Origin of the sequence: Alistipes megaguti (assembly GCF_944320325.1) — a bacterium.
Taxonomy (GTDB): Bacteria; Bacteroidota; Bacteroidia; order Bacteroidales; family Rikenellaceae; genus Alistipes; species Alistipes megaguti.
The window spans coordinates 1-18,720 of record NZ_CALUHA010000021.1 but is presented as its reverse complement, the minus strand read 5'-3'; the positions used below and the strand labels follow the sequence as shown (position 1 = coordinate 18,720).

Here is an 18,720-nt window from a genome sequence, read left to right as displayed (position 1 = left end):
TATTACTTGTTTCTGGGTTTCGGGGTTTTCGGACGCGTCTCCCGGCTGCGTTCCAGCTCCTCGTCGTCGAGCGAATTGCCCTGCACGGTGAGGATGTCGCGCCCGTCGACCGAATTGGAGTAGATCTGGATCACCTTGTTGAAGGCGCCGGGTTCACTCTTGTGCGGCTCGTAGATGATGCGGATCACCCCCGAATCGGCCGGAGCCACGGGGCGCTTCGAGAACGACGCCCGGATGCACGAACACGACGTGATGACGCGCACCAGCACCAACGGCCGTTCGCCGTCGTTCACAAAGCGGAATTCGTGCACCAGATCGTCGCCCCGGCGCGGCACGTCGCCGAAATTCCACGACGTCTCCTCCAAACGCAGATGGGCGCCCGCTCGCTGCGGCGCCTCACGACCCGCACGGGCGGGTTTTGCCGCGTAGGCCCCCGTCATGAGGAGGCTCCCGAGCAGCACGAGCAAAATTCGTTTCATCGGTTCATCAATTCAGTGTGAATACATAGGTTATCGTTCCGCCCTGCACCGCGGCACGGCTCTCCGTGAAGCGCGCCTTGAGGGCCGCCTGACGCGCCGCTGCAACCAGTTCCGGAGCATCGGTCGTCGAACCCACCGGTTCGTAGGAGGCTCCCGTGACCCGGCCCCGCGCGTCGACCGTCACCCGGATCACCACCTTGCCGCTCTTACCGCCCGGGTAGGACGGACGCGGCAGGTCGCCCACCAGTCCGCGACCCTGGAGCCCCTTGTCCAGCTGGTCCAGTCCGTCGGGATTCAGACCCGGACCCCGGCCCGAAGCCTTGTCCTCGCCCTCCCGGGCGCGTGGATTGCCCGCATTGTCGGGTTCGTCCGCCCCGCCGCGGTTCATCTTGAAGAGTGCCTTCGGATTCGGGGTCTCGGTCACCTCGTCCTTGCCCGCAGCCTGGGCCACCTGCTCCACCGGAGCAGCCTCGTCGTGGACGCGCGGCTCCTCGGCCACCTGCACCGGAGGCCGCGGCGGCTCCTCAGGCACCGGCTCCGTGAAGTCGACAAGGATCGTGTCGCCCGGCTTCTCGAGCGCCGGCGTGAAGTCGAACGACACCGCGGCGAACGATCCCGCGAGCAGCACGCCATAGACCGCTGCCGCCACAATCGCCCACCGTCGCGGGGACCTGTTATCGGGATCATAGTAATACATACGGCTATCGCGGCGTGGTGGCCAGTATCAGTTTGTAATTGTTGTCCTTGGCGATGTTCATCACCTTGACCACCTCGTCGACGGCCACCGTCTTGTCGCAGTGCAGCGATACGGTGGGCTCCTTCTGCCCGTCGAGGCGCGCCTTGAGTGCCCGCTCGACCCCTTCGATCGAACCCACCTCGTTGCTCTCGACGTAATAGCGGTAGTGGCCGTTCTTCAGATCCTGCACCGAAACCGTCGTCATCGCCTTGTCCTTGAGCTGGTTCGAACTTTTGGGCAACATCAGCTTCAGGGCATTGGGGTTGATCAGCGTCGTGGCGATCAGCAGGAAGAGCAGCAGCAGGAACATCAGGTCGGTCATCGACGAGGCCGAAAACGATTTATCGACTTTCGAACCGTGTTTGATTGCCATGGCCGTCTATTTTTGAACGGGTTGATTCAGAATGTCCATGAAGGCGATCGAGTTGGCCTCCATCTGGAAGACCAGCTTCTCGATGCGGGCCACCAGATAGTTGTAGCCGAAGTAGGCCGGGATGCCGACGATCAGACCGCCGACGGTCGTCACCATGGCCACGTACATACCGCTGGCCAACAGCGCCAGGTCGACCGTACCGCCCGCCGCCGACATGTCCATGAAGGTCTGCACCATGCCGAGCACCGTGCCGAGGAAGCCCAGCATCGGGGCGCCGCCGGCGATCGTCGCCAGGAACGGAAGCCCGTTTTCGAGCTTCGAAACCTCGAGATTGGCCACATTCTCGATGGCTGTCTGCACGTCGCTCATCGGACGTCCGATGCGCTCGATGCCCTTCTCGACCATGCGGGCGATCGGCGTGTCGGTCTTCTTGCACAGGTTGACGGCCGTCGAGATCTTGCCGTCCGAAATGTAGTCGCGGATGCGGTTCATGAAGTTCATGTCCAGCACCGAGGCCTTGCGGATGGCCAGAAAGCGCTCCACGAAGATGAAGATCGTCACTCCCCCCAGCACCAGCAGCGGCCACATCAGCCAGCCGCCCTTGGTAAACAGCGTCCACAAGCCCATGCGGGTCTCTTCACTTACGGCCACCGCCTCGGCGGCCTGCAAAAATGTTGTCATAGCGTTTTGTGTGAATTATTGGTGTTTTACTTGATTGAATGCTCCTTTTTGATGCGGCGCCGCGCGCTGTCCCCCGTCTGAACGGCCGGCTTTTCGGTCTTCTCCGGCGAGGGGTCCTCCTCGTAGAGCGGCTCCGCAAGGCTGAACGGCTGCGGCCCCTCCTCCGCCTTGTCCGGGGCCGTTGCGGACTCCTTCGCGCGCTCCGACGCTTCGGAAGCCTCCTCGCGAGCCCGCAGCTCCGCCTTCTCGGCTTCGCGCAGCGTGCGACGCGCCATGCGGCGCGCCTTGCGGCGCTTGTTGGTGAAGCGCTCCCGGATCCGGTCGCGCAGGTCGCGCAGATTGTCGAAATCCTCCTTGAAGTAGACGCCCATGCCCGTCTCCTGCAGACCCTGGTTCTCGTCGAAACGGTCGATCGTCTGCGTGAAGGCCTTCAGCTTGAGCGTCCCGGCGCGGTCGATCAGGTAGGTGATGTAGGCCTCGCCCATGAAGTTCGACATCGTATTGTTGTTCACCGCCTGTTTGTTGTCGATCAGGTAGTTGCCCTCGACCTCGACGAAGAGGCGGTTGTTGATCAGGCTCTTCGACAGCCCGAAGTCCACCTCGTCGCTCGTCAGCTCCGACTTGGGCCGGTAGCGGATCACCACGTTGTAGTCCGACGACGAGAGCCACGTGCTCACCATGTTCGAGACGAACTCCAGCCCCGTGGCCGCCGAGACCGAACTGCCGATGTTCGACGACGACTGCGACGTGCTCTCCGACATGAAGCTGTTGAAGAGCAGCAGGTAGAGGAACTGCGTGTCGACCGTCTCGGGGGTCGACAGCGCACTGGCCACCACGGCCGCCGTCTCGGGATCCGACCCCGGCACGCGCACGTCGAACGTGATGCTCGGGTTCGAAAGCGACTCGCCCAGGTGGATCACACACTCGACCGGCACCGAACGGTCGCCGCCCAGATTCTCCGACGTCCCCTGCAGCAGCGGCTGCAGCGACGCCTTGACCTTGTAGATGCCGTCGATGTTGAGCTGCGCCTCCATCGGCGAACCGGTCCACTGGATCGACGATCCGCTCTCGATCGTAAAGCGCTTGTTGATGATCTGCTGCAGCGAGAGCAGGAACGTTCCCTCCTCGATCGTATAGTCGCCGTTGATCATGAAAAGGTTTTCGCGGGGATTGATCTCAAGGTTCAGCGCCCCGGCGCCGCGTCCGCGCACCGTATTGCCCGCCACGTCGAGCTCCATCTCGACATTGGGCCGCACGTCAAGCGCCATGTTGATGTTCATGCTGCTGCCGGCGTTGAACTCCTGGCGCCGCCGGCGCTCGAACGAGAGTTTGCGCCGCGCCACATCGTCCAGCGAGTCGATCCTGCGCGGCTGCACGAAGCGGACGAAATCGGCGCTCGAGATGTTCGACCGGCTCGACAGCGGCATGACGAACGACGAATTCTCGTCCGTCGAGGCCGTAATGTCCATGTCAACCGAGCCCTTGTTGCCCGCAATACGGGCCATGCCCGTGGCGTAGACCCGTCCGTGGAAGAGGTCGTTGTCCTCGGCCGTCGTATTGAGCACAAGCATCCGCTGCGGGGCCACCCGCACGTCGTAGGAGATGTTCGACAGGTGTTCGAGATTCAGATCGAAGTCGAAACGGCCGCGGTTGCCCTGCGGGTCGTAGACCGGGACATTGGCGGCCTGGAAGCGGTTGTCGTGCACCGTGAGCAGCGCCTCGGGCATGGCGTAGGTCACCCGCGTGAAGTCGACCGTCGTGCGGAGCCCCGACACGCGGATCTCACCCCCCAGATCGGCCTCGCGGCCCTGCCCCTGCAGCACCAGATCGGCCGAAGCCAGCCCCTCGGTCGAGGAGATCACCCCCGAGAGCAGCGGATCCAGAAGCCCCATGTCGAGGCTGTCGACATCCATCCGCACATAGTAGCGGCTGCGCGTCGGAGCGTAGAAGCCCCGCACAAGCGTATCGCGTTTCTCGCGGTTGGTGACCGTCACGCCGGCCCGGTTGCGGGCAAAGTCCCAGCGCGAGGCCAGCCGCATGGGCGGTGCCGGGATGTCGTTCACCTCGACGCTGTCGAGCAGGATGTCGGCCGTCACCTCGGCCCCGCGCAGCACCGATTTCATCGTCGCCCGTCCGTTCGTACGCCCCTCGATGTAGTAGCCCATGCGTTCGGCCACCTGCGTGAAGGGCCCCAGGTCGAAGTTGCGCAGTGACAGGGTCAGCGAATCGTCGCGGCTGCGCGAGGCGATGCCGTCCAGGAGCAGCTCCTGCTCGTCGTTCATCACGAAGAAGTGGTCGATGTCGATCCGCGCCGTATCGAGCTGGATGCGGTGGGCGAAGATCTGCCAGGTCTTGTCGCCGCGCGTGATGTGCGAAGGCTGGATATGGAGTTCGACCACGCGGCCGTTGGGGCCGTTCTCGTCGGCCACCCGGGCCCGGAGCCCCACCAGACCCGAAGCCCGGCGCGTCGTATCGTTGAATCCCGCCGAAAGCTCCACGCGGCCCTGTTTGGCGCCGCCCATGAGCGAGAGCTGCGGCAGGTGCAGCATCCCGGCATAGAGATCCTCGGCCGAGGCGTAGAGGGCCAGCGAATCGCCCCGGTTCAGGGCATTGACCGAGAGGCGCGTGGCCAGCATCCGCCGCCGTTCGATGTATTCGGCCGAGGCCTTGAGCGAGAACTGGTCGCTGGCCGGATTGAAGAGCAGCTGCATCGACGCTCCGTCGGCAATCTGAAGCCCCGCGGCCACGGCATCGGCCACCGGATTGAAGTTGTGGATGTTGACCGACAGCAGCGAGAAGTCGTTGGCCACGGCCGCCTTGCGCGCCACGGAGTCGGCCGCCGGCTCGCCGCGTCCCAGAATCGGCAGATAGCGCCAGGCGCTCCGCCGCAGATACTCGAAGACGGTGCGGTAGCTGGTCTTCGAACGGAAGGTGGCGTCGGCGAAGTCCGAACGCAGTTCGACGAACTTGCTGTCGGCCGAGTTTTCACCGCGCACGTCGATCTGCTCGGCGGTGACCTCCTTGTCGTTGTAGCGGTAACGGGCGTCCGAGACGCGGATCGAACCGTTCAGGTCGTCGAGCGAGCGTCCGCTGGCGTTGGCCTCCAGAAAGGCCGAGAGCCGCGACACCGAATCGCGCTGGTTGATCTGCAGCCGGGCCAGGTCGGCATGACGCAGATCGAGCGAAAAGTCGTAGTTGGGAACCGTATCGTTGAAATCGACCTTGCCGAAGAAATCGAAATCCAGATTGGGGTCGCGGGCCGCGATCCGGCCGTCGAATTCGCGGTTGCGGAGCCGGCCGTCGAGCCGCAGCGAGTCGTAGACGTAGCCGTTGAAGCCCAGATCGGCGACCGTGCCCGCGATGTTGGCATCGGCAATGCCCCGGCCGATCATGCCGTCGATGCGGGCCGTGAGCGAGGCGTCACCCAGCAGCTCCTCGCGTCCGAGCAGTTCGCCCAGCCGGAAGTTGCGCGTCTCGACCCGTCCGCGGATCGAGCTCATGCCCCGCCTGAGGGGAGCCATCTCCAGCGAGCAGGAGACCTTGCCCACACCGGTGGCGGCCCCCAGACGCATGTCGAAGGCCGAGAGGCGTCCGACGAAGCGTCCCTCGAGGTCCAAACGCCCCGAATTCCCGACCACCGAGGCCACCTGTTCCGGAAGGCCGCTTCGGGCGATGGACCACGAAAGGCGGTCGAGGGCCTCGGCCGTCGACTGCAGCCGCGAGAGCGTGATGTCGAAACGCGTCGTGCGGATCTCGGGCAGGCCGCGGACGGCCAGTTCGGCCGCCAGATGCGTCTCCCGGTCGAGGGTCAGACGGCGGATCCGCCCCGTGAAGTCGGCCACCGTACCCGTGAAGTCGAGATCGGCCTCCGAGAAGTCGACGTGCCAGTCGCGCAGCGAGGGGGCAAACCAGGCGATGTCGTCCGACGAGACCTTCGAATCGCGGAGCGCCGCGTCGATCCGCACCTCGTTGACGAAGTCGCGGTACTCGTCCCACGAATTGCCCACGAGCGAGATGTAGGGAATGTGGATATCCGACCGGCGGGTGCGGATCTCCGTATCCTCGAATCCCAGACACCCCTGCGTCATGTAGAAGCGTCCCGAGAGGCGTTCGAGTTCAAAACCGCTCCGTTCGCGGGCCGCCAGGCGTTCGATCGAGGTATAGATGGCCTGGCCGTCGATGGTGAAATCCTCGACGAAGGCTGTCATGTCGCAGAGATGCATGTGGGCGAAATCGATGCCGAACTCCGGATCGCGGCGGTCGAGGCGCTCCAGACAGAGCTCCATGCCGTCGATCGAGGCCTTGCGCAGCCGCAGCCGGAAGTTGCCCTTCTTCTCGCGGTCGGGGTCGGAGATGCGGTTGACGACCTGCTTGATGTTCATCTCGCCCGAGGGGGTCTGACGCAGGTAGAGCCTCGCATCGGCAATCTCGCCGCGGCTGAGCTCCAGCCCGCCGCCCAACAGCCCCAGACTGGTGACATAGGTGTTCAGATGGCCGACATAGAAAAGCGTATCGCGCTGATAGTCCTCGACATAGAAACCGTCGACACGGATCCGCGAGAAGAGTCCGATGTCCACGTGGTCGATCGAAACGGTGGTCTCCAGCCGCCGCGACACCAGCTCGGCCAGACGGTCCGCGACGAAGTTCTGCACCGAGCGGATATCCAGCAGCAGCGACAGCCCCAGGGGAAGAATTATCAGCAACAAAACCGCCGCCGAGAACACCATTCCCAATATTTTTATACCTTTGCGCATCGGAACACCGTTATAACGGGCAAAGTTAGCGAAAAAGTTAAAATAACAGCGAAAAAACCGGATGGATATTACAATTCTCGGCATCGAATCCTCGTGCGACGACACCTCGGCAGCCGTCCTGCGCAACAACGTCCTGCTTTCGAACGTCATCGCCTCGCAGGCCGTACACATGAAGTACGGCGGCGTCATCCCCGAACTGGCCTCCCGCGCCCATCAGCAGAACATCATCCCGGTGGTGGACACTGCCCTGCGCGAAGCCGGACTCACGGCCTCGGAGATCGACGCCATTGCCTTCACGCGCGGTCCCGGTCTGCTGGGATCGCTTCTGGTGGGCGTCTCCTTCACCAAGGGGCTCTCCATCGCCCGCAACATCCCGATGGTCGAGGTCAACCACCTCCAGGGGCATATCCTCTCGCACTTCATCGACCTTCCGGACCGGCAGCTGCCCCACCCCGATTTTCCGTTCCTGTGTCTGCTGGTCAGCGGCGGCCACACGCAGATCGTGCGCGTCAACTCCCCGCTCGAGATGGAGATCATCGGCACGACGATCGACGACGCCGCCGGCGAAGCCTTCGACAAGTGCGCCAAGGTGATGGGACTCCCCTATCCGGGCGGCCCGGTGATCGACCGCCTGGCCAAGGAGGGCAACCCCAAGGCCTTCCGCTTCGCCCATCCCCATGTCGACGGCTACGACTACTCGTTCTCGGGCCTGAAGACCTCGTTCCTCTACACGCTGCGCGACGCCGTGGCCCAGGACCCCGACTTCATCGAGAAAAACAAGGCCGACCTGTGCGCCTCGCTGCAGGCCACGATCGTCGAGATCCTGCTCGACAAGCTGATCCGCGCCTCGAAGGATACGGGCATCCGCGACATTGCGGCCGGCGGAGGCGTCTCGGCCAACTCCGGACTGCGCAACGGCATCACGGAGGCCGGACGGCGCCGCGGCTGGCGGACCTTCCTGCCCGAGTTCAAGTTCACGACCGACAACGCCGCCATGATCGCCATGGCCGGTTACTTCCACTACCGCAACGGCGAGTTCGCCTCGCTCGACGTCTCGCCCGTGGCCCGTCTCGAAGAGCTGTAGACGACACGCCCCGCTTGCGCGTGGCATCAGGTCCCGTCTCCGTCCGACCGGAGGCGGGACTTTTCGTCTCCGGCGGCGACGCCCCGAAACCGTCTTCCCGAACCGAGCAGCTCATTTTCAAAAAAATAAACTCGAAAAAATTGCCCAACTCCCGGAAATTCGTTATATTTGGTTCAACATTCCGACACAAATCTTTCAACTCCATCACAAAACCCCAAACTCATGATGAAAAGAATCCTCTGCTGCGCTCTGTTCGCAATTGCTTCATGCACCATCGCATCCGCCCAGGAAAGGGGCGAAATGTACATCGGCGGCATTCTCGGCGTCTCCACCCACTCGTTCAACGGCGACGACACCTCCATCTCGGACACCTATTTCCAACTCGCCCCGGAATTCGGCATCTTCGTCCGCGACAACCTGCGCGTGGGCGGAAAGATCGACTACAGCCTCGCTCCGCTGATCGGGCGCACCACCCATACGGTAGCCATCGGCCCCAACATTGCCTATTACCTCAGGATCTGCGACCGGATCTACTATGTTCCGGAGGTCGGTCTGGGATTCGCCTATGCCTCCTACGACAAAATGTCCGGCGTGGGGTTTGTCTCCGAATTCAGGCTCGGAGCATTCGAATACCGCCACTCCGAGAAATGGAGCTTCTCGCTGAACCTCATGTCGCTCGATTATACGACCCTGTCGTTCTCGAAAGAAAAGGTCACCAGCAACGAAGTCAACTTCCAGCTGGGCATCAGCCCCACGGTCGGCATTAAATTCTACTTCTAATTCCGAGTCGGCCCGCCCCCCTGCGGTCCTCCTATCTCACCAGACACCCCTGCCGGAGCATCCGACAGGGGTGTTTTCGTGAGAGGCGGGGAGGGAAAGGCCGGGGCGGGGCCCTCACGAAAAGCGGCTCTCACGCAAAGTGTACCCCGCGGAGACGCTTGCGGCTGCGATCCACCACTTCGTGCTCGACGATTCCCGTCACGACGTCCGCCGCATCGTGCCAGCGGTTGGAGCGGAACTTGCGCCGATAGGTCGTCAGATGGGCGTAGAGGTCGGGCCAGCGCAGGTTCCATCCCCGCGGCCACCGCACCAGATGGAGCACCGTGGCGGCATTCGACAGAATGCGCGCCTCCTTGTTGGCACTCTGGTGGAACCACTCCACCCGTACATCCGGAGCCAGCGCCTGCACGGCCCGGGCAAAACCCCGCCCGCCGTTGTTGCTCTCGATGAGGGCCTGCCGCGTTGCCGAGCGCACGAGCAGATCCCCCACCAGCGGCTCGGTCTCCTCCATCGGCGCCCGCGAATAGACGGCGTCCGTCACGTAGATCACCCCGTCCGCATCGACCGCATAGGAGATCGAACAGAGGTAGTCGTCGCCCGTATCGGCCGTATCGGTGTAGTTGGCGCGGCGGACGATCTCGTGCGGCAGGTCGTCGTACTCCGTGAAGTTCAGCCCGTACAACAGCCCCTCGCGCACGGTCGGGTGGCCCTGGTACATCGCCTCGAACTGCACGGGATCCAACCGCCGCTTGGCTGCCAGCAGCGTGGCGCCGTGCTGCGTCTCCCAGAGTGCCTCACCCGGCTGCCGCGGGTCGAGTTCCGTTGCGGGCGAGGCCTTCAGCGCCTCGAAGTTCAGGTGGAGCCACCCGTCGGCCGACGGACGCTCGAGCTGAGCCCACGTACGGAGCTCCTCAACCGGTTCGCGCCGCAAGAGCGTCCCGATGAGATCCTCCTCGTGCCATCGCGTGAAGACGATCAGTTCGCGCGAGGCGTTGTGCATGCGCGTCCGCACCACCGACGTATACCACTCCCAGCAGTTGGCCCGCACCAGCGGCGAATTGGCCTCCATGGCATCCTTGTAGAGGTCGTCCAGGATGAAGCAGTCGACGCGGTTGCCCGTCAGCGAACCCTCGCGCCCGACCGAAAGCAGCCCGCCCCGGTGGTCGATCACCTCGACCTCCTCCGAGGTGCGGATGTAGCCGGGCGGTTTGGTCCCCTGCTTGATGCAGGTCGCAGGGAAGAAGGCCCCGTACTCGCGCGAGTCGAGGATGCGCTGCACGCGGCGGTTGAACTTCGAGGCCAGCGACCCCGAATAGGAGGCGATCGCCACCCGCAGATCGGGATCCAGTCCCAGCATGTAGGCCGGCAGCAGCGTCGTGGAGCCGACACTCTTGCCGTGCTGCGGGGGCATTGTCACCATGAGCCGGCGCACCCGCCCCCGGGCAAAGGCCTCCAGCACGCGGTAATAGACCCGGTGAAAGGACTGCAGCTCGAGAAACGGATAGACCCCCAGGGCGAACTCCGTGAACGAAGGGGGCTCGGCCGCTCCGGGAAAGCACAACTCCCCGATGTCGGGAACAAAAATCTCTGCGGGAGAGACTCCCGCAGAGACCGATTCGGTTTTTTTAACCATGTGAACAGTTTTTTCGTAAGGTCGGGACCCGGTGCTGGCGGCGCCGCGACGGGCGGGTCCTCGATCCCGGTGAAAGATTGCCTGAGGCTCCGGCGGGCGGCGCCGCGCCCGGGATTGGCGGTCCGGAGCCGTACGGGGGGCTCAGAAGAGTGCCCGCACCTCGGAAAACGTGAAGTCGTTCAGCATTTCGCCCTCCGGGCCCGTGGTGTGGAACTCCCACCAGACGGGCACCAGATCCGCAATCGCATCCCGATCCCCTTCCGGATAGCTCTCCCGCCGCCGGTAGACGATCACCGAGGCCGTCAGCCGGCACTCGATGCCCTCCCGGTCGAACGTCAGGCTTCCCGAAAAGTAACTTCCGCCGCCGATGGCCTCCACCAAACGCGTGACCACCTCCTCGTAAAGTTCCGTTGATACCGAATACATCATTGATAATGAAGCTTTTTTTGCAAAACGCTTTGCAGAAGAAAATAAATTGTTTAACTTTGCTCCACAAAGATAGGTTCAAAATTTGAATTTTGTACCAGGAAGTTCAAAAATTTTATATCAATTTTTTTGATCAAAAGCCATGAACGAACGGGTAAAACTGATACGGAAACAGCTCGGAATGACGCAAGAGCAGCTGGCTCAGCGACTTGGAATCGGAAAGGCAGCCCTTTCGATGATCGAGACCGGCAAGGCGGGACTCTCGTCGCGCAACCGCAACATCCTGGTTCAGGAATTGAACGTCAACCCGGAGTGGCTCGAAACCGGCACGGGCAAGATGTTCAATGCCGACCCCGACCTGACAGCCTACATGCACCGCACGGACAATTCGCTGCCGCTACAGAGTGTCCCCCTCTACTCGATCGAGGGGACGGCCGGGCTCGTACCGCTGTTTACCGACCAGCACCAGATGAAGCCCGTCAACTACATCCACATCCCCAACCTGCCGAAGTGCGACGGAGCCATCTACATTGTCGGCGACTCGATGTACCCGCTGCTCAAGAGCGGCGACATCGTCCTCTACAAACAGCTCAAGAACATCGACGACGTCTTCTGGGGGGACATGTACCTGCTGTCGATCGACATCGACGGCGAGGAGTATGTCACCGTGAAATACATCCAGAAATCCGACCGTCCGGGTTATGTCAAACTCGTCAGCCAGAACCCCCATCACGCCGACAAGGAGGTCGAGATTTCGCGCATCCGCGCCATCGCGCTGGTCAAGGCCAGCATCCGCATGAACTCCATTCGATAAACGGCGGAGATTCCGCCCGAATTATTTCGTATTCAAAGCGGTCTATTCCGATTTTTTTATTATCTTTGCCGAAGCGACAATTGGTCAGCCAATTTCGGATTTGGCGCCCAATTTCGCGAGATTCGCATACAAAGTATTAATTTTCAATATATTCCATGAAAACCAATTACGAAATCCGCTATGCAGCGCATCCCGAAGATGCCAAGCATTACGACACGGCCCGTCTGCGCCGCGACTTTCTGATCGAAAAGGTCTTCGCAGCCGACGAAGTCAACATGGTCTACTCGATGTACGACCGCATGATCGTGGGCGGCGCCATGCCCGTCAACGAGACCCTCAAGCTCGAGGCCATCGATCCGCTGAAGGCCCCCTACTTCCTGACGCGCCGCGAAATGGGTATCTTCAACGTCGGAGGCCCCGGCGTGGTGAAGGCCGGCGACGCCACCTTTGAACTCAACTACAAGGAGGCCCTCTACCTGGGCCGCGGCGACCGTGAGGTCACCTTCACGAGCAAGGACCCCAAGAATCCCGCCAAGTTCTACTTCAACTCGACGACCGCCCACTGCGCCTACCCCGACAAGAAGGTCACCAAGGAGAACGCCGTCGTGGCCCACATGGGTTCGCTCGAAGGTTCGAACGACCGCAACATCAACAAGATGATTGTCAGCCAGGTGCTCCCCACCTGCCAGCTGCAGATGGGTATGACCGAACTGCTTCCGGGCAGCGTCTGGAACACCATGCCGGCCCACGTACACTCGCGCCGCATGGAGGCCTACTTCTACTTCGAGGTGCCCGAGGAGCACGCCGTCTGCCACCTGATGGGCCAGATCGACGAGACGCGCCACATCTGGATGAAGGGCGAGCAGGCCGTACTGTCGCCCGAGTGGTCGATCCACAGCGCCGCAGCCACCCACAACTACACCTTCATCTGGGGTATGGGCGGTGAGAACCTCGACTACGGCGATCAGGACTTCTCGAAGATCACCGACCTCAAATAACCCCGGAGCCGAGAGGGAAGGGGCCGTGCAGGACCAGGCAGAAACAGGCAGGACCAGGAAGGAGGATCAGGCAGAAACAGGCAGAAACAAAGCTAGGGGCCAAGGACCGGGCGTACTCCGAATAGGGGACCAAGCCGGATACCGGGCGGGAACCGGAGTCTGACACGAGGACCGAGTCCGGAGGCTGGAAGTGAGAGAGAAAGCGGAGAGAGAAACCAGCCACCTGCACCGACTCATGCACCGGAGAGACTCCGAGGCGACACCACCCATCACCCCACAAAAAACAACAAACCAATCAACCCATCTAATACCAAGTAAAAAATGGTAAACTTTTCATTGGAAGGTAAGGTAGCACTCGTAACGGGTGCCTCTTACGGAATCGGCTTCGCCATCGCTACGGCCTTCGCCCGCCAGGGCGCCAAGATCGTCTTCAACGACATCAAACAGGAGCTCGTCGACAAGGGCCTCGCCTCGTACAAGGCTGAAGGCGTCGACGCCAAGGGCTATGTCTGCGACGTGACCAACGAGGAGCAGGTCAATGCCATGGTTGCCCAGATCGAAAAGGAGGTCGGCGTCATTGACATTCTGGTCAACAACGCCGGCATCATCAAGCGCATCCCGATGGTCGAGATGAGTGCCAAGGATTTCCGCCAGGTAATCGACATCGACCTCAACGGTCCGTTCATCGTATCGAAGGCCGTCATTCCCTCGATGATCAAGAAGGGCCACGGCAAGATCATCAACATCTGCTCGATGATGTCGGAGCTCGGCCGTGAGACCGTATCGGCCTACGCCGCAGCCAAGGGCGGCCTGAAGATGCTGACCCGCAACATCGCTTCGGAGTACGGCGAATACAACATCCAGTGCAACGGTATCGGCCCGGGCTATATCGCCACCCCGCAGACCGCACCGCTGCGCGAGCGTCAGCCGGACGGTTCGCGTCATCCGTTCGACGCCTTCATCGTTGCCAAGACGCCGGCAGCCCGCTGGGGTACGACCGAGGACCTGATGGGTCCGGCCGTCTTCCTGGCATCGGAGGCTTCGGACTTCGTCAACGGTCACATTCTCTACGTCGACGGCGGTATTCTGGCCTACATCGGCAAGCAGCCCAAATAAGCGGCCGGATACGATCGGACATGTACGCAACGCCTTCCCTGCACGGGGAAGGCGTTTTTTTGTGTGGCCCCGGCAGATGCGCCCACACGGAACCATTTCTTTCCGAGCTCCGAACTACCGTTCCCACCACATCCGTCCCGGTCCAAACTGCCGTTCCGGGCCAATCTTCCACACCACGCACGCCCCCAACCATGCCCGGCCATTTCTTGCCCCGGTCAGCCACCGCCCGTTCCCGGTCCATCCATCTGGGGATCCAGACTGCCGCCTCGGCCAATCTCCCGCAACAGGCACGCCCCGACCACGACACTCCGGAGTCAGCCGATCATCTCCCTACCCGGTCTCAAACACTCGTGACTCGATTGCGGATCCGCTTCCCCATCCCCATCCCGAACCAACTGTTCCTCTCCGAAATCCGTCTTCCGGCAAGCAAAATCCAGACTGAAGACCCATCGATTTGAAAAAATTTTTAATAACTAACCTGTCTTTCGATCTGAAGCCTCAATCCGCTATTTTCATAACAAAAAAGCAGCTTACAAACCTTGAAAAAGGTGATTCTTAACCAAATCAGTCCCAGACAATTTCCCGAAAACGCATAAAAATTCTTAAAAAACTTCCATTCGACACCTGTTTTGCCAATTTATTTTATATATTTGTCAAAACTTGTTCACCCATTACACTAATCTGAAACCAAAAATCATGGAACATTCCAACGTGAGGGAGTTGCAGGATGTGGTCATTCGATTCTCCGGAGATTCGGGCGACGGCATGCAGCTCACGGGTACGCTCTTCTCCGACACCTCGGCGCTGCTGGGCAACGGAACCTCGACCTTCCCGGACTATCCGGCCGAAATCCGCGCTCCGCAAGGTACCGTAGCCGGCGTCTCCGGTTTCCAGGTCCACTTCGGCGATCACCGCGAAATCAACCCCGGTGATTATTGCGACGTGCTGGTGGCAATGAATCCCGCCGCCCTGAAGGCCAACCGCAAATGGCTGAAGCCCGAAGCTACGGTCATCATCGACGGCGACTCCATCACCGAGGAGCACCTCAAGAAGGCGGGCTTCAAGACGCTCGACCCGTTGGCCGAACTCGGTCTGAACGAATATAACGTCGTTGTGCCCGACATCACCTCGATGACGCGCGAAGCCCTCAAGGAGACCGGGCTGGACAACAAGGCCGTCACCAAGTGCAAGAACATGTTCGCCCTGGGCATCTGCTTCTGGCTCTTCGACCGTCCCGAGGAGTATGCCCTGCGCTATCTGGACACAAAATTCGCCAAGAAGAACCCGGCCGTGGCCGAGGCCAACAAACTCGCCATCAAGGCCGGATACAACTACGCCGCCAATACCCACCAGTTCGCCAGCCACTACACCGTGGCACCCGCCGCACGCGAGAAGGGAACCTACCGCTCGATCAACGGCAACGTCGCCACGGCCTGGGGTCTGTGCGCCGCTGCCGAGAAGGCCGGACTACCGCTGTTCTGCGGCTCGTACCCCATTACGCCGGCCACGGTGATCCTCGAGGAACTGGCCAAACGCAAGGATCTCGGCGTGAAGACCGTTCAGGCCGAGGACGAGATCGCCGGCATCTGCACGGCAATCGGTGCCGCCTTTGCGGGCAACTTCGCCGTGACGACCACCTCGGGCCCGGGCCTTTCGCTCAAGAGCGAGGCGCTGGGGCTGGCGGTGATGACCGAACTGCCGCTCGTCGTGGTCGACGTACAGCGCGGCGGACCCTCGACGGGTCTGCCGACCAAGACCGAACAGAGCGACCTGATGCAGGCCCTCTACGGCCGCAACGGCGAGTGTCCGGTGATCGTGGTGGCCGCCTCGTCGCCGAGCGACTGCTTCCACTACGCCTTCGAGGCCGGACGTCTGGCCATGGAACACATGACCCCCGTGGTGCTGCTCACCGACGGCTTCATCGCCAACGGTTCCGAACCGTGGCGCATCCCCTCGATGAAGGATTATCCGAAGATCTGCCCGCCGATCGTCGACGTGGCACCCGAGGGCGGCTTCATGCCCTACGTGCGCAACGAACAGTTGGCCCGCGGCTGGGCCTTCCCGGGCAAGGCGGGACTCGAACACCGCGTCGGCGGTCTGGAGAAGGATGCCGTCAAGGGCAGCATCTCCCACGACCCGGCCAACCACCAGAAGATGGTCGACACGCGTGCCGCCAAGGTGGCCAAGGTCGTCGACGACATTCCCGCACAAACGGTCTGGGGCGATCAGGAGGGTGAACTGCTCGTCGTCGGCTGGGGTGGAACGCGCGGACACCTTCAGAACGCCGTCGACGAGATGCGTCGCGAAGGCCACAAGGTTTCGCTGTGCCACTTCAACTACATCAACCCGCTGCCTCACGGCGTGCGCGAAATCTTCGCACGGTTCCGCCGCATCGTGGTCTGCGAGCTCAACGAAGGGCAATTTGCCAACTACCTGCGCCAGAACTTCCAGGAGTTCCACTACGAACAGTACAACAAGTGCGAAGGCCAACCCTTCACGGTGGTCGAGCTGAAAGAAAAATTCGAATCCTTACTGAAATAACGCCATGGCAGACTTCAAATATACCCCCGCCGATTTCAAAAGCGACCAGGAGGTACGCTGGTGCCCGGGATGCGGCGACCACGCCATTCTGAATGCCGTACAGCGCGCCCTGCCCGAGGTGGCGGACGCCCTCGATACGCCCCACAACCTCTTCACCTTCGTGTCGGGTATCGGATGCTCGTCGCGCTTCATCTATTACATGAAGACCTACGGTTTCCACTCCATACACGGACGCGCCAATGCCGTGGCAACGGGTGTCAAGGTGGCCAACCCGCGGCTGTCGGTCTGGGTGGCCACGGGCGACGGCGACTCGCTGGCCATCGGCGGCAACCACTTCATCCACGCCATCCGGCGCAACGTCGACCTGAACGTCATCCTCTTCAACAACGAGATCTACGGCTTGACCAAGGGCCAGTACTCCCCCACCTCGAAGCTGGGCAAGATCACGAAGACCTCGCCCTACGGAACGGTCGAGAAACCCTTCACCCCGGGCGAACTGGTCATCGGCGCCAAGGGGACGTTCTTCGCCCGCACGGTCGACATGGAGGTCCAGCTGACGAAGGAGTGCCTGGTCGAGGCGGCCAAGCACAAGGGCATGTCGGTGGTCGAGGCGCTGCAGAACTGCGTGATCTTCAACGACAAGACCCACGCCGCCTACGCCGGTGACAAAGCCACGCGCGCCGAGCATACGGTCGTGCTGCGCCACGGCGAGAAGATGCTCTTCGGCGCCAATAAGGAGAAGGGTCTGGTCTTCGAGAACATGAAGCTGAAGGTCGTTACGGTGGGCCAGGACGGCTACACGCTGAACGACATCCTGACGCACGACGCCCACGAGCGCGACACGACGCTGCACATGATGCTGGCGGCGATGAAATACCCGGACTACCCGGTGGCGCTGGGCGTGATCCGCGCCGTGGAGGACGACACGGTCTACGACCGGGCCGTGGAGCGTCAGGTCGAGGAGGTCAAGGCCTCGAGCAAGATCCACTGTGTCGACGATCTGCTGCACTCGGGAGCCACCTGGGAGGTGAAATAGCCCGACGACAAGAAAAGGATCCGGCCGGATTCTCCCCAGCGGAGGGTCCGGCCGTCGTACGAAAAACAATCGCAGAGAAACCAACAGAACGAAAAGTCATGAAAAACGAATGCATCATCGGATTGGGCGAGGTGCTTTGGGACATGCTACCCGAAGGATGCAAGATCGGCGGCGCCCCGGCCAACTTTGCCTGGCACATGGCGCAGTTCGGCTACGATGCCCGGGCCGTCAGCGCCGTAGGCAAGGATGCGGACGGCGAAGCCATTCTCGGCAACTTTGCCGAGCGGGGACTGAAGGCCGAACTGGCACAGGTGGACTACCCTACGGGACGCGTGGAGGTGACGCTCGACGCGGAGGGAATCCCGCAATACCGGATTCTCACCGACGTGGCGTGGGACCACATCCCCTGCACCGAGGCGCTCCGCACGATGGCCCGTACGGCGCGCTGCATCTGCTTCGGGTCGCTGGCCCAGCGCAGCGAGGAGTCGCGGCGGACGATCACGACGCTGCTTGACGAGGCACCGCGCGAGGCGCTCCGGGTCTTCGACATCAACCTGCGCCAGCAGTTCTACTCGCGGGAGGTGGTCACGGAGTCACTGCGCCGGTGCAACGTACTGAAGATAAACGACGAGGAGGCCGTCATCGTCGCACGGATGCTGGGCATCGCCTCGGAGGATATCTGCGAGATCGCCGAACGGCTGCGCGTCGATTACGGTCTGCGGGCCACAATTCTCACGTGCGGCAGCCGTGGCAGCCACGTCTTCTACGACGGAGGGCGTTCGGATCTCACAACGCCGAAGGTCAAGGTGGCCGATACGGTCGGAGCCGGCGATTCGTTTACGGCGGGCTTCTGCGCGGCGTGGCTCCACGGCTGCGACATAGCGACGGCCCATGCGCGGGGCGTAGCGGTTTCGGCCTATGTCTGCACGTGCGAGGGAGCGACGCCGCACCTACCCGAGGAGTTGACCCGCTTCGAATAGGCTCGCCGGGGGCGGTAGAAGATACGGAATTCGTAAGGATTGCCCCCAAGGAGGAAATGGACAACCGGACAGCAGAGACGCCTGATTGCTATCAACAAACTGGAAATCACAAACTTACATATAAACCCAGGAAAATTCGCAAAAAAAATCGGCATTTTTCTGCGGAAAATTTGTGGGAATTAAAAAAATCCGCTTATCTTTGCAACCGCAATGGGGGATTAGCTCAGCTGGCTAGAGCGCTTGCATGGCATGCAAGAGGTCACGAGTTCGAATCTCGTATTCTCCACCA

The 18,720-nt window shown here is 61.7% G+C and carries 15 protein-coding genes and 1 tRNA gene; 9 read left to right on the top strand and 7 right to left on the bottom strand.

What is annotated here, in order from left to right; all coding sequences use genetic code 11:
- Window positions 1-2: 2 nt before the first annotated feature.
- Genes PUQ42_RS06930 through PUQ42_RS06910 form a run of 5 tightly spaced genes read right to left on the bottom strand, consistent with a single transcriptional unit; the run spans window position 3 to window position 7,023 of the window.
- Window positions 3-479: a DUF1573 domain-containing protein gene (locus PUQ42_RS06930; RefSeq protein ID WP_273372255.1), complete on the bottom strand. Its 477-nt coding sequence runs from the start codon at window positions 477-479 to the stop codon at window positions 3-5.
- A 7-nt stretch (window positions 480-486) separates the two neighbouring features.
- Complete coding sequence (locus tag PUQ42_RS06925) at window positions 487-1,176, bottom strand: TonB family protein (RefSeq protein ID WP_206384450.1); 690 nt, start codon at window positions 1,174-1,176, stop codon at window positions 487-489.
- A 4-nt stretch (window positions 1,177-1,180) separates the two neighbouring features.
- The gene (locus PUQ42_RS06920; protein ID WP_087309124.1) at window positions 1,181-1,588 is read right to left on the bottom strand and encodes an ExbD/TolR family protein; all 408 of its coding nucleotides are present in this window, start codon (window positions 1,586-1,588) and stop codon (window positions 1,181-1,183) included.
- A 6-nt stretch (window positions 1,589-1,594) separates the two neighbouring features.
- On the bottom strand, window positions 1,595-2,269 hold the full coding sequence (locus tag PUQ42_RS06915; protein WP_087309123.1) for a MotA/TolQ/ExbB proton channel family protein: 675 nt from the start codon (window positions 2,267-2,269) through the stop codon (window positions 1,595-1,597).
- 26 nt (window positions 2,270-2,295) lie between these two features.
- Window positions 2,296-7,023, bottom strand: a complete 4,728-nt coding sequence (locus tag PUQ42_RS06910) for a translocation/assembly module TamB domain-containing protein (protein ID WP_420534954.1) — start codon at window positions 7,021-7,023, stop codon at window positions 2,296-2,298.
- A gap of 61 nt (window positions 7,024-7,084) precedes the next feature.
- Here PUQ42_RS06910 and tsaD point away from each other — a divergent pair, with 61 nt between their 5' ends.
- Complete coding sequence (gene tsaD / locus PUQ42_RS06905) at window positions 7,085-8,107, top strand: tRNA (adenosine(37)-N6)-threonylcarbamoyltransferase complex transferase subunit TsaD (protein ID WP_122120582.1); 1,023 nt, start codon at window positions 7,085-7,087, stop codon at window positions 8,105-8,107.
- 225 nt (window positions 8,108-8,332) lie between these two features.
- Window positions 8,333-8,887 carry an outer membrane beta-barrel protein gene (locus tag PUQ42_RS06900; RefSeq protein ID WP_273372244.1) on the top strand — a complete coding sequence of 185 codons (555 nt, stop codon included), beginning with the start codon at window positions 8,333-8,335 and terminating at the stop codon, window positions 8,885-8,887.
- A gap of 130 nt (window positions 8,888-9,017) precedes the next feature.
- Here PUQ42_RS06900 and terL read toward each other — a convergent pair whose 3' ends face one another.
- Both terL and PUQ42_RS06890 read right to left on the bottom strand, forming a co-directional pair.
- Window positions 9,018-10,520 (bottom strand): phage terminase large subunit, encoded by a 1,503-nt coding sequence (gene terL, locus PUQ42_RS06895; protein WP_273372241.1) that lies wholly within the window; start codon window positions 10,518-10,520, stop codon window positions 9,018-9,020.
- Window positions 10,521-10,661: 141 nt separating this feature from the next.
- Window positions 10,662-10,949: a hypothetical protein gene (locus tag PUQ42_RS06890; RefSeq protein WP_273372239.1), complete on the bottom strand. Its 288-nt coding sequence runs from the start codon at window positions 10,947-10,949 to the stop codon at window positions 10,662-10,664.
- Between the two features lie 139 nt (window positions 10,950-11,088).
- Between PUQ42_RS06890 and PUQ42_RS06885 the strand changes: the two genes are divergently transcribed.
- The 7 genes from PUQ42_RS06885 to PUQ42_RS06855 all read left to right on the top strand — a co-directional run bounded on the left by PUQ42_RS06885 (window position 11,089) and on the right by PUQ42_RS06855 (window position 18,720).
- Entirely contained in the window at window positions 11,089-11,760 is a 672-nt protein-coding gene (locus PUQ42_RS06885) for an XRE family transcriptional regulator (RefSeq protein WP_273372237.1), read from the top strand.
- 155 nt (window positions 11,761-11,915) lie between these two features.
- Entirely contained in the window at window positions 11,916-12,758 is an 843-nt protein-coding gene (gene kduI, locus PUQ42_RS06880) for a 5-dehydro-4-deoxy-D-glucuronate isomerase (protein WP_087309117.1), read from the top strand.
- Between the two features lie 321 nt (window positions 12,759-13,079).
- Window positions 13,080-13,874 carry a gluconate 5-dehydrogenase gene (locus PUQ42_RS06875; protein ID WP_087405443.1) on the top strand — a complete coding sequence of 265 codons (795 nt, stop codon included), beginning with the start codon at window positions 13,080-13,082 and terminating at the stop codon, window positions 13,872-13,874.
- Window positions 13,875-14,570: 696 nt separating this feature from the next.
- On the top strand, window positions 14,571-16,415 hold the full coding sequence (locus PUQ42_RS06870; RefSeq protein ID WP_273372233.1) for a 2-oxoacid:acceptor oxidoreductase subunit alpha: 1,845 nt from the start codon (window positions 14,571-14,573) through the stop codon (window positions 16,413-16,415).
- Window positions 16,416-16,419: 4 nt separating this feature from the next.
- On the top strand, window positions 16,420-17,451 hold the full coding sequence (locus PUQ42_RS06865; RefSeq protein WP_273372230.1) for a 2-oxoacid:ferredoxin oxidoreductase subunit beta: 1,032 nt from the start codon (window positions 16,420-16,422) through the stop codon (window positions 17,449-17,451).
- A 98-nt stretch (window positions 17,452-17,549) separates the two neighbouring features.
- Entirely contained in the window at window positions 17,550-18,431 is an 882-nt protein-coding gene (locus PUQ42_RS06860) for a carbohydrate kinase family protein (RefSeq protein ID WP_122120578.1), read from the top strand.
- 212 nt (window positions 18,432-18,643) lie between these two features.
- Window positions 18,644-18,720 (top strand) — tRNA-Ala (locus tag PUQ42_RS06855).